Source organism: Variovorax sp. V15 (genome assembly GCF_041154425.1).
GTDB lineage: Bacteria > Pseudomonadota > Gammaproteobacteria > Burkholderiales > Burkholderiaceae_C > Variovorax > Variovorax guangxiensis.
On the sequence record NZ_AP028659.1, the window covers coordinates 1,763,691 to 1,778,489 of the forward strand.

A 14,799-nucleotide genomic window follows, 5' to 3' on the forward strand; every position below is an offset into this window, starting at 1 on the left:
TAGCGCTTCAGCGCCGCTTCACCAGCCAGTTCCACGCGGCACCCGCGGCCATCAGCACGCAGGTGCCGAGGAATACGGCGCGCATGCCGATGTGCCCGCCCACGAAGCCGCCGAGCAGCGGCCCCGCCACCTGGCCCGTGTACTGCGCCGAAGTCGAGTAGCCCAGCATGTTGCCGGCCACGCGCTCGGGCACGTTGTGGCGGATCACGCTCGCGATGCACGGCAGCAGCCCGCCGAGCGAAAGCCCCATCAGGAAGCGCAGCACCACCAGCTGCCAGCCCGAGCTGACGAAAGCCTGCGGCACCAGCAGCAGCGCCGACACCGCGAGGCAGCCGACGATCACGTTCCAGTGACCCACGCGATCGGCCAGCTTGCCCAGCCGCGAGGCCGAGAGGATGCTGCCCAGCGCAGCCGCCGACATCACGAGGCCGGCCATCATCGTCACGCGGTTCGGGTCTTCCACCAGCGTGGCGACGTAGACGGTGATGATCGGCTCGATCGACATGTTCGCAAGCATCAGCAGCATGCCGGTGAAGAGCATCGCGACCAGGGGGCGCTTGTCGGGCACGGCGGCCCAGCCGGTCTGCTCGGCGGCACTGCCGCCATCCTGCTTGCGTGCGACAGGTGCCTTGCGCTCCTCGCGAATGAGGAAGGCTGTCGCGAGAAAGGCCACGAAGATGATCGCGCCCGCCGCGAAGAAGGTGTTGCGGATGCCGATGAGCGGCGGCAGCGCGCCACCGACCAGCGGCCCCACCAGGTTGCCCGCCATGATCGCCGATGACATCGTGCCCAGCGCCCAGCCGGTGCGGTCCTTGGGCGTCTGGGTGGCCACCAGCACCATCGAGCCCGAGGCGTAGCCGCCCAGCAGCCCCGCCAGCAGCCGCAGCCCCACCAGCTGCCACACATTGCCCGCGACGCCGATCAGCGCCATTGCCACCGCCATGCCCAGGCTCGCGCGGATCAGCATCGGCTTGCGCCCGTAGCGGTCGGCCAGCCGGCCCCACAGCGGCGCCACCAGCGCGGCGCTCAGGAAGGTGGCGCCGTACGCCGCGCCCGACCACTGCACGATGGCCGCGTGGTCCTTCACGCCAAGCTGCTCGACGTACAGCGGCAGGAAGGGCAGCAGCAGCGTCATCGCGATGATGGTCGTGAAGGAGCCGAACATGCAGACGGCGAGGTTGCGCTGCCAGTGGAGATTGGCGCCCTGCTCGGCGGAAGGGGCGGTCGTTGTTGCGGTTGTCGTCGGTTGCGTCATGGGGAACACCCATTGTGGGACGACGCATGCGCGATGGCGCTTGCCGATTGGCGGCGGCGGTCATCGCAGCGCGGCAAGGCATGCCGCGAGTCCCTGATGCCCGCGCGGTTGGACCGGGTCGCTTAGTCTTGCATCCTGCATCGTTCGTAAACCTCCTTTCAGGACATCGCCATGAAACGCATCGGCGTGCTCGTCTTCCCCGGCTTCCAGATCCTCGACCTCGCCGCCATCGCCGCGTTCGAGCTTGCGAACATTCACGCCGGCAAGCCGGTCTACCAGGTCGAGCTCCTGTCGGAGGAGGGAGGCCTCGTGGCCAGTTCGTCGGGCGTGAGCACGGACAGCAAGCGCTTCGGCACGGCGAGGTACGACACGCTCGTGCTGAGCGGCGCGCTCTTCATCGCGCCCACCTCCGAGAAGATGTGCCGCTTCCTGCGCGCCGGGCTGCGCAATGCGCGCCGCGTGGCCAGCATCTGCACCGGCGCCTTCGGGCTGGCCGATGCGGGGCTGCTCGACGGCCGCAAGGCGACCACGCACTGGTCCTTCGCGGGCGAACTGCAGAAGCGCCATCCCGCGGTGAAGGTGCAGCCCGACCGCATCTTCATCAACGACGGGCCGGTGTGGACGTCGGCCGGCATGACCGCGGGCATCGACCTCGTGCTGGCATTGGTGGAGGAAGACCTCGGCGTGGAAGCGGCGCGCTTCGCGGCGCGCAAGCTGGTCGTGTATCACCGGCGCGCGGGCGGGCAGTCGCAGTACTCCGCGCTGCTGGAACTGGAGCCGAAATCCGACCGCATTCAGAAGGCGCTGGTGCATGCGCGGGCCAACCTGCGCGATACGCTGTCGGTGGAGGAACTGGCCGAGGTCGCGCACCTGAGCCCGCGCCAGTTCAGCCGTGCCTTCAAGGCGGAGACGGGCCAGTCGCCCGCGCATGCGGTGGAGAACCTGCGCGTGGAGGCGGCGCGTGCGCTGATCGACGAAGGCAGCCTCGCGCTCGGCGTGGTCGCGCGCGAAACGGGCTTCGGCGACCCCGAGCGCATGCGTCGCGCCTTCCTGCGCACGCTGGGGCAGCCGCCACAGAGCGTGCGACGCGTGGCGCGCCGGGAGGCGGCCGTGGCCTGAGCGACAGGATGTCCTGAAAGGTGGCTTATATGACATTTACGCCATAGCCTTGCAGGAGGAGACTTTCCCCCACTGCCGCACACATCGATGCGGCGAAAAAGGAAAGCTCCATGACTGCAACTACTACTACTACTGCTGCTGCTTCGGCAAATTCCCCCAAGGGCACCGCCCTCGTCACCGGCGCGTCGTCCGGCATCGGCGCCGTGTACGCGGACCGTCTCGCGCGGCGCGGCTTCGACCTGATCCTCGTGGCGCGCAACCGCGAACGCCTCGAGGCGCTGGCCGCGAAGCTGGTGCGCGAAACCGGCCGCAAGATCGAGGTTCTTCCCGCCGACCTGATGAGCCGCAAGGACCTCGCGCCAGTCGAGGCCGCGCTGCGCACCCGCAGCGACATCACCATGCTGGTGAACAACGCCGGCGTCGGCGCCGCCGCGCCGCTGCTGGCCTCCGACGTCGACAAGATGGAAGAGATGATCGCGCTCAACGTGAGCGTGCTCACGCGGCTCACCTATGCGGCCGTGCCCGGCTTCGTGGAACGCGGCGCAGGCACGCTGGTGAACATCGCCTCCATCGTCGCGATCTCGCCGGAGACGCTCAACGGCGTGTACGGCGGCAGCAAGGCCTTCGTCCTCGCGTTGAGCCAGTCGCTGCAGCACGAGCTCAAGGACAAGGGCGTGCGTGTGCAGGCCGTGCTGCCAGGCGCGACGGCTACCGAGTTCTGGGGCATCGCAGGCGTGCCGATGGAACACCTGCCCAAGGAGATCGTCATGACAGCGCAAGACATGGTCGACGCCGCCCTGGCGGGGCTCGACCAGGGCGAGCAGGTCACGGTCCCCGCGCTGCCCGACCTGGCCGAGTGGGAGGCCTTCGATGCGGCGCGGCGTGCGATGTCGGGGCGGTTGTCCAGCACCGCTCCCGCGGCGCGCTACCGCGTCGGCGCCGGCCCGGCTTGAGCTCGAACCGGGTCTCCGGTTCAGATGCGGTTGGTCCGGCGCGCGTAGAGCGCCGCCAGCGCCAGCCCCGTGGCCGCCGCGCCGCACCAGGCGAGGGCAGGGCTGCGCAGCATGCCTCGAATGCGCGCGCGGCGGCCCGGTTCGGCATGCAGGCCGCGTGCGGCACGTTCCTTGGGCGTGAGCGGCCGTGCCGCGTTCGGGTTTTCTTCGCCTTCAAGCACGGCTTGAGAGATGTCGAGCGGGGTCAGCGAATCGTTGACGGTGGATGCGGTCATGGTGGCTGGCCTTCCTTTCTCTCTTTCTGGATAGTGAATCGATCGGTGCTGCAAGCCTCGTGCATCCCGGCGCATCGGGCCTGAGGCGAAGCGCCGACATTGAAGTAGGCCAACGCCCCGGCCGCATCGCGGACTGCGGCGCCGTTTAAAATCCCGCCCCTCGCAATCGGGCGTCCCGGCCGGTTGCGGGGTTTTGCATCTCCGGGGCCATGTAGAGGAACACCATGTACAAAAACCTCGCGGGCCGCGCCGTTCTGGCGCTGGCGGCCGCCGGCTTTTTATCCCCCGCTTTTTCACAGCAGCAGGCCCAGGCGCCGCTGAAGATCGGTTTCGTCTACGTCACGCCCGTCACCGACGCCGGCTGGGTGCGCCAGCACGAGGAAGGCCGCAAGGCCGTCGAGGCCGCGCTGGGCGCCAGGGTCAAGACCACCTACGTCGAGAACGTGGCCGAGGGCGCCGATGCGGAGCGCGTGATCCGCGACCTCGCGCAGCAGGGCAACAAGCTCATCTTCACGCCGAGCTTCGGCTACATGGAGCCGACGATGAAGGTCGCGAAGGACTTCCCCGACGCGAAGTTCGAGTCGATCACCGGCTACAAGACCGCGCCCAACGTGGCGACGGCCAACGCGCGCTATTACGAAGGCCGCTATCTCGCGGGCATCGCGGCCGGACGCATGACGAAGACCAACATCGCGGGCTATGTCGCGGGCTTTCCGATTCCGGAAGTGCTGCAGGGCATCAACGCCTTCACGCTTGGCATGCGCTCGGTGAACCCCTCGGCGCAGGTGCGCGTGGTGTGGCTCAACGAATGGTTCGATCCGCCCAAGGAGCGTGACGCCGCCATGGCGCTGTTCAACCAGAACGCCGACGTCGTCGCCTTCCACACCGGCTCCACCGCCGTGATGGCGGCGGCGCAGGAGCGCGGCAAGCTGGCCATCGCCTACCACTCCGACATGCGCAGGATCGCGCCCGACGCGCAGGTCGTCGCGGTCACGCACCAGTGGGGCGGCTACTACACGCAGCGCGCCAAGGCTGTGCTCGACGGCAGCTGGAAGAGCGGCAACCTCTGGGGCGGCGTGAAGGAAGGGATGATCCGAGTCGGCGATTTCGGCACCAAGGTACCGAAGGCCGTGCAGGACGAGGTGCTGGCGCGGCAGAAGGACATCGCGGCGGGCAAGCTGCAGCCGTTCCGTGCTGTTCTGGCGGACGTGCGCGACAACGAGGGCCGCGTCGTGATCGCCAAGGGCGCGCAACTGAACGACGAGCAGATCCTGACGATGAACTGGCTGGCCGAGGGCGTGCAGGGGCGGATCGGGCGCTAGCCCGGCTGGCGCCCGTCGCGAGAAACGCGAGGCAGCAGAGCCTTGATGCGCTGGCGAAGCAGCGCGGGCGTGACGGTCGGAGTCATCGCCAGCGGGCGTGCCCTTCGACATCCAGTCGCGCGCGCTGCCGCATTAGGTAGGTGCCGCACCGCGGCGAGTGCGCTGCGCATATAGCACTCATACGCCCATGGAAATTGCGGTGGGACGGCGCTGGATTACCCTCCGCAACCACGATGAAAAAAGCCTACCGCGCCTCCCTCCTGCGATTCGACGCCTCCGGCAAGCCCGTTTTCGACGAGGACGGCCTGCTGGTCGTCGCCCCCGACGCCACCGGCCGCCAGCGCGTGCTCGATGCCGGCAGCCATGCCGACGTCGCGGCCCGCCATCCCGGCGCACACACGACCCACCTGCCGGGGCGCATCCTCGCGCCGGGATTCGTGGACATGCACATCCACTATCCGCAGACCGACATCATCGGCTCGCCGGCGCCGGGCCTGCTGCCCTGGCTCGAGAACTACACCTTTCCCGCGGAGAGCAAGTTCGCCGACCCCGCGCATTCGAACGAAGTGGCGCAGTTCTTCCTCGACGAGCTGCTGCGCAACGGCGTGACCACCTCGCTGACCTTCGCGACCTCGCACGTGGCCTCGGTCGACGCGCTCTTCGAGGGCGCGCAGCGCCGCGGCATGCGCCTGATCACCGGCAAGGTGCTGCAGGACCGCCACTCGCCCGACGGCGTGCGCGACGAAACCGAGCAGAGCCTGGTCGACACCGAGGCGCTGATCCGCAAGTGGCACAAGGTCGACCGGCTGGGCTACGCCATCACGCCGCGCTTTGCGCCTGCGAGCACCGACGCCCAGATGCGCGGCGCGGGCGAACTGGCCGCGAAGTACGCCGACACCTGGATCCAGTCGCACGTGGCGGAGAACCGCGACGAGGTGAGCTGGGTGCGCGAGCTGTACCCCAGGGCGCGCTCGTACCTCGACGTGTATGCAGGCTTCGGCCTGATGCGCGAGCGGGCCGTGTACGCCCACTGCATCTACCTCGACGAGGCCGACCGCGCCCTGCTGCGCGAGACGAAGACGGCCGCGGCCGTCAGCCCGACCAGCAACCTGTTCCTGGGCAGCGGCTTCTTCGACTTCGGCTCGGCCGACCGCGTGGGCTACCCCTACGGCCTGGCCAGCGACGTGGGCGGCGGCACCAGCTTCAGCCCGTTCCACACCATGATGGCTGCCTACTACGTCGGCCGTGAGGGCCAGACCAAGGCCGGCCTGAGCATCGCGCCATCGGAACTCTGGTGGCGCCACACCGGCGGCGCGGCGCGCGCGCTGGGGCTCGACGGCGTCATCGGCAACCTGCAGCCGGGCTGCGAGGCCGACTTCCTGGTGCTGAATCCGGCGGCCACGCCGCTGCTGGCTCGCAAGACGAAGCAGGCGGACTCGCTGGAGGAAATGCTCTTCGCGATGATCGTTCTGGGCGACGACCGGCTGGTCGAGCGCACCGTGATCTCGCAGGCCTGCTAGGGCCCGGGAGGGCGGACCCGCCCATGCCACAATCGCCGACCCAGCGAGCGCGGCGAAACCCTTTCCAGGAACACCGCGGAACCGGCTTTGCCGGGCCGCTGGTGTTGCCCCTCGAGGGGTTGGCGTAGCGACACGAAGTGCGCGAAGACTGGGGTGTTTTTCAATGTCTATCAAGAGCGACAAATGGATCCGGCGCATGGCCGAGCAGCACGGCATGATCGAGCCTTTCGAGCCCGGCCAGGTGCGCGAGGCCTCGGGCCACAAGATCATCAGCTACGGCACCTCGAGCTACGGCTACGACATCCGGTGCGCGCCTGAATTCAAGGTCTTCACCAACATCCACAGCACGGTGGTCGACCCGAAGAACTTCGACGAGAAGAGCTTCGTGGACATGCACGGCGACTACTGCATCATCCCGCCCAACAGCTTCGCGCTGGCACGCACCGTCGAATACTTCCGCATCCCGCGCAACGTGCTGACCATCTGCCTGGGCAAGAGCACCTATGCGCGCTGCGGCATCATCGTCAACGTGACCCCCTTCGAGCCCGAATGGGAAGGCTACGTGACGCTCGAATTCAGCAACACCACGCCGCTGCCCGCCAAGATCTACGCGGGCGAGGGCTGCGCGCAGGTGCTGTTCTTCGAGAGCGACGAGGTCTGCGAAACCAGCTACAAGGACCGCGGCGGCAAGTACCAGGGCCAGCGTGGCGTGACCCTGCCGAAGACCTGATCGGTTCGGCATAAGCGCTTACACGGGTGCGCCGCACCCGAAGTACCATCCTGCGGTCACCGGCCATCACTCCTGCAAAAGGCCGGCAAGGAGAGCGCGATGAGATGGGAAGGCAACGAACAATCGGACAACGTCGAGGACCGCCGCGGTGAAGGCGGCGGAGGCGGTGGCGGCTTCATCGGCGGCCGCGGCATCGGCATCGGGACCATCGCGGTCGCGCTGATCGCCGGCTGGGTCTTCGGCATCAACCCGCTCACGGTGCTGAGTCTTCTCAGCGGCGGCGGTGGCCCGGCCCAGGTGCAACAGCAGCAACAGGGGCCCGCGCCCAGGCCGCCGTCGAACGACCGCGAGGCCGCCTTCGTTTCGACCGTGCTCAAGAACACCGAAGTGGTCTGGACGGACATCTTCCGCAAGAACGGCGGCACCTACCATCCGCCGCGGCTCGTGCTGTTCCGCAACGCGACGCCCACGGCCTGCGGCACGGGCCAGTCGGCCATGGGGCCGTTCTACTGCCCGGGCGACCAGAAGGTCTACATCGACCTGGGTTTCTACGACACGCTCAAGAACCAGCTCGGCGCGCCGGGCGAGTTCGCGCAGGCCTACGTCATCGCGCACGAGGTCGGCCACCATGTGCAGGACGAGCTCGGCATCACCGCCAAGGTCGACGGCATGCGCAACCGCCTGAGCCAGACGCAGAACAACGCGATGAGCGTGCGCGTCGAGCTGCAGGCCGACTGCTTCGCGGGCGTGTGGGCCCATCATTCGCAGGAGTCGAAGAAGTGGCTCGACCCGGGCGACATCGAGGCCGCCATGAATGCCGCGCAGAAGATCGGCGACGATGCGCTGCAGCGCTCCGCGGGCCGCGCGGTGGTGCCCGACAGCTTCACCCATGGCTCCAGCGCCCAGCGCCAGCGCTGGTTCGGCACGGGCTACCAGAGCGGCGACATCAAGGCCTGCGACACCTTCAATGCACGCAGCCTCTGAGCTGCGGTAGCTGCAAGCGCCCGTTGAGGCTGGCTCGAATGCTATGGAATAAATAGCAATTTGGCCGGCGCGGGCGTTGTCATGGCGCGGTCACTGCCGTTTTTTGCGGCAATGCGACAATAGCGGGCTCAATGACAAGCTCCTTCTCCAATCTACTGCTGGCTGAACCGCTGGCGCGCGCCGTGGCCGAAATGGGCTACGAGACCATGACTCCGATCCAGGCGCAGGCCATTCCGGTCGTGCTCTCGGGCCAGGACGTGATGGGCGCCGCCCAGACCGGCACCGGCAAGACGGCGGCTTTCTCCCTCCCGCTGCTGCAGCGCATGCTCAAGCATGAAAACGCCTCGACCTCGCCCGCGCGGCATCCGGTGCGGGCCCTGGTGCTGCTGCCCACGCGCGAGCTGGCCGACCAGGTTGCGCAGCAGATCAAGCTGTATGCCAAGTACACCAACCTGCGCAGCACGGTGGTGTTCGGCGGCATCGACATGAAGCCGCAGACGCTGGAACTGAAGAAGGGCGTCGAAGTGCTGGTGGCCACGCCGGGCCGGCTGCTCGATCACATCGAAGCCAAGAACGCGGTGCTCAACCAGGTCGAGTACGTGGTGCTCGACGAGGCCGACCGCATGCTCGACATCGGCTTCCTGCCCGACCTGCAGCGCATCCTGAGCTACCTGCCCAAGCAGCGCACCACGCTGCTGTTCTCCGCGACCTTCTCGCCCGAAATCAAGCGGCTGGCCGGCAGCTACCTGCAGAACCCGGTCACCATCGAAGTGGCACGGCCCAACGAGACGGCTTCCACCGTCGAGCAGCATTTCTACAGCGTGGCCGACGACGACAAGCGCCGCGCGCTCAGGCAGATCGTGCGCCAGCGCGGCATCACGCAGGCCTTCGTCTTCGTCAACAGCAAGCTTGGCTGCGCGCGGCTCGCGCGTTCGCTGGAGCGCGACGGCCTTCGCACCTCGGCCCTGCACGGCGACAAGAGCCAGGACGAGCGCCTGAAGTCGCTCGCGGCCTTCAAGGCCGGCGAGGTCGACCTGCTGGTGTGCACCGACGTCGCGGCCCGCGGCCTCGACATCAAGGACGTGCCCGCCGTCTTCAACTTCGACATTCCGTTCAACGCAGAAGACTACGTGCACCGCATCGGCCGCACCGGCCGCGCCGGCGCCTCGGGCCTGGCAGTGAGCTTCGCCAGCGGCGGCAACGATGCCCGCCTGGTGGCCGACATCGAGAAGCTGATCAAGAAGAAGATCGAGCTCGAACCCGTCGAATTCGAGGAGGACCGCCCGCGCGGCCGCATCAACGACGGACGCCGCCACTGGCGCGAAGAAGGCGAAGCGGGCGATGCACGCGACGTGCTCGACCAGCCGCGCGAACGCCGCGACGCCGACGCCCGTCGTGGCGGCGGCGGACGCCCGCATCGCGCACCCGCGGCGCCGCGCGACCCGTTCTTCGACAAGCCCTACGAGCCCGGCCAGCCCGACGCGACGCCGGCATGGGAAGCCGCCGCCAAGGCCTCGACGCCCGGACGCGGCATCTCCAGCAACATCAAGTCCAAGCGCAAGGTCCCGGCCCTGTTCAAGAGCGCCGAGCCGAGTTGATCGCCCGACAGGGCACTGGCGCTCCCCTTTTCTGATTCGAGAACACCGAGGAACCGGCTTTGCCGGGCCTCAGGTATCGCCCCCGTTAGGGGGCGCAGCGACACGAAGTGCGCGCAGCCGGGGGGCGAGCCCGGTCATCTCCAGCCGCGATGCCAGCCGTATTGCGGGTGGTGCCAGCCCCAGCCATAGCGCGGGTGATATGCCCACACGAAGCCGACGCCCGGCGATACATACGTAGGCGCCACGTAGGCCACGCCAGGAGGCGCCGCGTACACGGGGGCGGGGGCGGCCGGCGCGACCACGCAGCCGGTGAGCGTGGCCGCCAGCACGGCGGTGGCGGACACTGCAAGAAGAGATGGGAATCTCATGGCGAAGCTCCTGGAACGAGTTGTTGTCGGTGTGAACCTCCAACGTCGTCCAGTACCGCCGGATGACGGCCTTTACCCGGGCGACACACTGTGACCGGCGTGTCTCTTTCCTTTCAGAACGCTTTCGCGCTTGCCAGGTCTTCAGATCGCCTTGAAATGGTGCGTTCCATCGCGACCCAACTGCGCGACAAGGCCGTACTCCCAATCCAGGTAAGCCTGCATCGCCTCGGCTGGCGCATCGGTGCCTTCATAGGGGCGGCGATAACGGTCGGTGCGCGCGGTCGCGAGGCGGGTTTCGCCGCTTTCCTGGCCGAGGCCCGCGGCGAACCATGCCGCATTGCCGCCGGCCAGTACCAGCACCTGCGCATCGCGCTGGCCGCGAGCATCGAGCAGTGCGCGCAGGTCGGCCGCGGCATAGCGGGCGAGCAGGCTGCTGCCGCAGGTCAGCACGTAGCGCGACGAGGGCGGGATGGCCGTGTCGATCGCCTGCGGCAACTGCGCGCGGATCGCATACCAGGCGCCCGGAATGTGGCGCTTCACGTAATTGGCGCTGGTGGTCACGTCGATCACCGCGGTGCCCGGCTGCTTCAGCAGCGCAGCCAGCTCGGCCGGTGCGATCTCGCTCACCGCGACGGCAACCGGGGGGTATGCGCTCGCGGGAGTAGTCGTCTCGCTGAAGTCGGCTGCTGCCGGCACCGTATCGAGCACATAGACCTCCCACCCCATCTGCGCCAGCCATGACGCACTCATCGATGCGCGCACGCCGTCGTCGTCCGCCAGCACGATGCGCGCGCCGCGCACCGGCACCTGGTGATCGGTTTCCTGCACCAGCTGCCCGCCGGGCGCACTGGCGAAGCCGGGCAGGTGGCCAGCCGCATATTCCCCGGGCGTGCGCACGTCGAAGCGATAGACGGTGCGTCCGGGCGCTTCCAGTGTGTGCAGGGCGTCCAGCGCGATGCGATGCACGCCCGCCTTGTCGGCCACGCGTCGCGCATCGGCCTGCGCCTGCGCGCGATGGGCTTCGGACACGGCCGCCGGGGCCTGCCTGTCCGCGCCGTGGTCGAGCACCTGTCCGGCCAGCTTCCAGCCGATGGTGCCGTTGCGCAGCGCCGCCACGGGGTTCGGGATGCCCGCATTCACCAGCGACTGCGTGCCGATGATGCTGCGGGTGCGGCCCGCGCAGTTCACGATCACCCGCGTCGCCGGATCGGGCGCCAGTTCGCGCACGCGCAGCACCAGCTCCGCGCCCGGCACGCTCGTGGCCGAGGGAATGCTCATCGTCTGGTATTCATCGAAGCGGCGCGCGTCGAGCACCACCACGTCGGCCTTCGCGTCGATCAGCGCCTTCACCTCGGGCGCCGAGAGCGACGGCGTGTGCCGCTCGTGCTCGACCAGCTCGCCGAAGGACTTGCTCGGCACGTTCACGTCGCGGAACAGTTCGCCGCCGGCCTTGCGCCAGCCTTCGAGGCCGCCGTCGAGCAGGTGCACGTTGGTGTAGCCCAGGGCGGCGAGGGCGCGCGCGGCCTGCGGCGCGAGGTCGGTGCCGGCGTGTTCGCCGTACAGCACGATGAGCGTGTCGCGCCGCGGAATGCGCCGCCAGGCCTCGATCTCGATGCGCGACAGCGGCAGGTTGGCCGCCCACAGCGGGTGCTCCTGCGCGAACGGGTCTTCCTCGCGCACGTCGAGCAGCGCGGTCTCGTCGCGGGCGATGAGCCGCTCGCGCACGGCGGCGTAGGAAAGAACGGGAAGGCTGTTGGCGGTGGTCGTCGTCATGCGTCTGTAGCGGCTCTGAGTTCTGCGCTGCGGTCCCACAGGTTGGGCAGCAGCGTGTTGGAGTAACCGGAGACGAAGGGCTTGCGGCCGCCCTCCGCCGGGTAAGTATGCCGCCGCACGGCGCCGATGTTCGCGCCGTACACGTGGATGCTGATCGACACCCGGTCGGCGTGCGCGTTGTGCACGCGGTGCAGGTCGCCGACGGTGGGCGACACCGCCTCCACCTGGCCGGGGTCGAGCCGCACCGCCTCGCCATGCGGGCGCGCGTTCCCGCCGCTGTCCAGCGCATAGCCCTGGCTGTACTCCGAGCCGCGCAGCATGCCGATCAGCCCCCACACCGTGTGGTCGTGCACGGGCGTGGCCTGCCCCGGTCCCCACACGAAGCTCACGACCGAGAAGCGCTCGGTGCTGTCGGCGTGCAGCAGGAACTGCCGGTAGTACACGGGGTCGGGTTGTGCGAAGGCTTCCGGCAGCCAGTCGTCGCGCGACACCAGCTTGCGCAGCAGCTCGCCGCCTTCCGAAAGAATGCGCGGCTCGTCGGGCGCGCCATCGAGCAGCCTGCCGAAGGCGCCGACGAATTCGCGAAGGGGAGTCAGGGAGTTTGTCGTCATGCGGGGCGTTTCCAGACCCCAGTGTCGGTGATCGCGCGCACGTCCACCCGCACTGGCAGGATGCCGTCGCGTGCCGAGCGGTCGGCCACCGTCTGCAGCGCGGCGATGTCGGCCTCGCTCACCGGCCGTCCCGCCACCGAGGCCCGCGCGGTGATGATGCGCGACGACTCGATGGGCAGCCGCGTGAGCTGGCTGTAGGCCTGGGCATAGGCCTCGGGATTGGCCAGCGCCCAGTCGCCCGCGCGCGCGAGCCGGTCGAGGAACTGCACGATGGCCGCGCGCTTGGCAGGGTCGGCCAGCGAAGACTCGGTGGCCGTGATGAAGCCCAGCGCGGTGTTGATGCCGCGCCCGTCGCGCAGGATGCGCCCGCCCTGCTGCACGGCGATGGTGTAGTAGGGGTCGAAGATGGCCCAGGCGTCGATCTGCTTCGAGGCGAAGGCGGCCGCCGCGTCGGTGGGCAGCACGAACTTCACCGTCACCTCCTCGCGCTTCACGCCGGCCTCTTCGAGCGCGCCGTAGAGCTGGTACTGCGAGATGCTGCCGCGCGCGGAAGACACGATCACCGTCTTGCCGCGCAGGTCCGCAACGCTGCGCAGCGGCGAATCGGGCTGCACCACGATGCCCAGCGAATCGGCCTTGCCGACGCGCGTGGCGACGATCTTCAGCGGCGTCTTGCCCACGGCTGCGGCAAGCACGGGCAGGTCGCCGGCCATGGCGGTGTCCACCGCCGAGCTGCGCTGCGCCTCGAAGAGCGGCGCGGCGCCCTGGAAGTTGGCCCAGCGGTAGGCAAATGGGGCGCCGTCGAGCGCGCGCGAGGCCTCGAACAGCGAGCGCAGGCCACCGGCCTGGTCGCCGAGCACCAGCGCGGTCTGGGGCTGCGCAAAGGCGCGCAGCGAGCCGGCAGCGGTCAGCGACAGCGCGGCGCCTTGCTTGAGCCAGCCACGCCGTGATGACCTGGAGAAGAGCGCAGACCTCATGCCGCAGCCCCCGAAGACAACAGCGCGCGCTTGCCCGCCGCCACCAGAATCGCGTCGTTCTGCGGCGTGTGGATGCGGCTGCACAGCACGTCGCGGTAGTGCCGCTCCAGCGGGTTGCGCCGCGAGAGGCCATGGTTGCCGCTCAGCTGCAGCGCGAGTTCGACCACGCGGATCGCGTTGCCCGTCACCGTGTACTTGAGCAGGCCGCTGTCGGCTGCCGGCTGCGCATGGCCGTCATCGACCGCTGCGGCGGCGTCGGCTAGCAGCACGCGGTTGGTGCGCAGCAGCGCCTCGATCTCGCCGACGTGCTCCTGCACGCGCGGCAGGCTGGCCAGCGGCGCGCCGAGGCTGCCAGGCGCGCGCCGGTTCAGGAAGTCGACCAGCCAGTCGCGTGCGGCTTGCGCCACCGCGTCGTAGAGGCTGCCGAGCAGCACGGTCATCCACGCCTGCTGCGTGGCGTGGGCGTCGATGTCGGTCTGGCTGCCCGCGTCGGGCGCCCAGTCGGCCGGCGCGCGCAGGTCCACCGCATGGTCGGCGTCGATCGCGACGTTCTCGAAGACGACTTCGTGGCTGCCCGAGGCGCGCAGGCCCAGGTGGTCCCAGCTCGCGATCACGCGCACGCCGGGCGCGTTGCGCGGCACCAGGAACACGCCGGTGCGCGGCTGCGCCTCGTCCGTGCGCGCCCACACGGCGAGCCAGCTCAGGCCTTCGATGCCGGTGGTATAGAGCTTGTGGCCGTCGATCTGCCAGCCGTCACCGTCGCGACGTGCGACCGTGCCGGGCAGGCCGCCGCGCGCGGGCGAGCCCAGCGCCGGCTCCACGCGCAGCGCGTTGATGAGCGCGCCGTTCTCCACCGCATCGCGCGCCACTCGCTCGCGCAGGTGCGCGGGCCAGCGGCTGTCCGGGCGCGTCAGCGCATGGTGCTGCAGGTAGGTCATCGTGAGGATCAGCGCCGTGGCCGGCTCGCCGCGCGCCACCGCCGAGATCACGCGCCGGGCCGTCGCCAGCGTGGCGCCGCCGCCGCCGTGCTCGGCGGGCGCGACCAGGCCGATCAGGCCGCGCGCCTGCAGCGCCGTGAAGTTCTCGCGAGGGAAGGCGCCGCTCAGGTCGTGGTCGGCGGCGGTGGCTGCGAACTGGGCCGTGAGGCGGGCCAGCACGGAAGCATCGACGGTGGCGGGGGAGGGGTGTTCGGGCGCGGCGCTGGCGCGGCGCAAGGGAAGTGCACTCATGGTTTCCGCACGGTAGCGGCCCGCCCGCCGCGCGAAAACGACGCATCCCGCATATGCAAACTCGTTTTTCTGCGTTCGTTTCCGC

Annotated in this window: 14 protein-coding genes; 7 read left to right on the forward strand and 7 right to left on the reverse strand. The window is 69.2% G+C overall.

Annotated features, from left to right (window positions below; genetic code table 11):
- Positions 1-7: 7 nt before the first annotated feature.
- Positions 8-1,255 (reverse strand): MFS transporter, encoded by a 1,248-nt coding sequence (locus ACAM57_RS08425; protein ID WP_369661320.1) that lies wholly within the window; start codon positions 1,253-1,255, stop codon positions 8-10.
- 171 nt (positions 1,256-1,426) lie between these two features.
- Between ACAM57_RS08425 and ACAM57_RS08430 the strand changes: the two genes are divergently transcribed.
- Both ACAM57_RS08430 and ACAM57_RS08435 read left to right on the forward strand, forming a co-directional pair.
- Positions 1,427-2,374, forward strand: a complete 948-nt coding sequence (locus tag ACAM57_RS08430; protein WP_184641546.1) for a GlxA family transcriptional regulator — start codon at positions 1,427-1,429, stop codon at positions 2,372-2,374.
- Positions 2,375-2,484: 110 nt separating this feature from the next.
- Positions 2,485-3,327 (forward strand): SDR family NAD(P)-dependent oxidoreductase, encoded by an 843-nt coding sequence (locus ACAM57_RS08435; RefSeq protein WP_369661321.1) that lies wholly within the window; start codon positions 2,485-2,487, stop codon positions 3,325-3,327.
- 20 nt (positions 3,328-3,347) lie between these two features.
- On the opposite strand, the gene ACAM57_RS08440 is transcribed toward ACAM57_RS08435, so the two are convergent.
- Positions 3,348-3,602 carry a hypothetical protein gene (locus ACAM57_RS08440; RefSeq protein ID WP_126024341.1) on the reverse strand — a complete coding sequence of 85 codons (255 nt, stop codon included), beginning with the start codon at positions 3,600-3,602 and terminating at the stop codon, positions 3,348-3,350.
- A gap of 224 nt (positions 3,603-3,826) precedes the next feature.
- Here ACAM57_RS08440 and ACAM57_RS08445 point away from each other — a divergent pair, with 224 nt between their 5' ends.
- The 5 genes from ACAM57_RS08445 to ACAM57_RS08465 all read left to right on the forward strand — a co-directional run bounded on the left by ACAM57_RS08445 (position 3,827) and on the right by ACAM57_RS08465 (position 9,756).
- A complete protein-coding gene (locus ACAM57_RS08445) occupies positions 3,827-4,924 on the forward strand; it encodes a BMP family ABC transporter substrate-binding protein (RefSeq protein WP_369661322.1) in 1,098 nt (365 codons plus the stop codon).
- Positions 4,925-5,157: 233 nt separating this feature from the next.
- Positions 5,158-6,444, forward strand: a complete 1,287-nt coding sequence (gene guaD, locus ACAM57_RS08450; protein ID WP_369661323.1) for a guanine deaminase — start codon at positions 5,158-5,160, stop codon at positions 6,442-6,444.
- Between the two features lie 163 nt (positions 6,445-6,607).
- A complete protein-coding gene (gene dcd, locus ACAM57_RS08455) occupies positions 6,608-7,174 on the forward strand; it encodes a dCTP deaminase (RefSeq protein ID WP_019655140.1) in 567 nt (188 codons plus the stop codon).
- Positions 7,175-7,273: 99 nt separating this feature from the next.
- Positions 7,274-8,158 (forward strand): neutral zinc metallopeptidase, encoded by an 885-nt coding sequence (locus tag ACAM57_RS08460; protein ID WP_369661324.1) that lies wholly within the window; start codon positions 7,274-7,276, stop codon positions 8,156-8,158.
- Positions 8,159-8,289: 131 nt separating this feature from the next.
- The gene (locus ACAM57_RS08465; RefSeq protein ID WP_126024345.1) at positions 8,290-9,756 is read left to right on the forward strand and encodes a DEAD/DEAH box helicase; all 1,467 of its coding nucleotides are present in this window, start codon (positions 8,290-8,292) and stop codon (positions 9,754-9,756) included.
- A gap of 134 nt (positions 9,757-9,890) precedes the next feature.
- Here ACAM57_RS08465 and ACAM57_RS08470 read toward each other — a convergent pair whose 3' ends face one another.
- The 5 genes from ACAM57_RS08470 to ACAM57_RS08490 form a co-directional block, all read right to left on the reverse strand.
- Entirely contained in the window at positions 9,891-10,124 is a 234-nt protein-coding gene (locus ACAM57_RS08470; protein ID WP_126024346.1) for a hypothetical protein, read from the reverse strand.
- Positions 10,125-10,265: 141 nt separating this feature from the next.
- Complete coding sequence (locus ACAM57_RS08475; RefSeq protein WP_369661325.1) at positions 10,266-11,897, reverse strand: rhodanese-related sulfurtransferase; 1,632 nt, start codon at positions 11,895-11,897, stop codon at positions 10,266-10,268.
- Complete coding sequence (locus tag ACAM57_RS08480; protein ID WP_369661326.1) at positions 11,894-12,508, reverse strand: cysteine dioxygenase; 615 nt, start codon at positions 12,506-12,508, stop codon at positions 11,894-11,896. The genes ACAM57_RS08475 and ACAM57_RS08480 overlap by 4 nt, the downstream gene beginning before the upstream one ends.
- A complete protein-coding gene (locus ACAM57_RS08485) occupies positions 12,505-13,485 on the reverse strand; it encodes an ABC transporter substrate-binding protein (protein ID WP_369661327.1) in 981 nt (326 codons plus the stop codon). The genes ACAM57_RS08480 and ACAM57_RS08485 overlap by 4 nt, the downstream gene beginning before the upstream one ends.
- Positions 13,482-14,714, reverse strand: a complete 1,233-nt coding sequence (locus ACAM57_RS08490; protein WP_369661328.1) for an acyl-CoA dehydrogenase family protein — start codon at positions 14,712-14,714, stop codon at positions 13,482-13,484. The genes ACAM57_RS08485 and ACAM57_RS08490 overlap by 4 nt, the downstream gene beginning before the upstream one ends.
- Positions 14,715-14,799 lie beyond the last annotated feature (85 nt).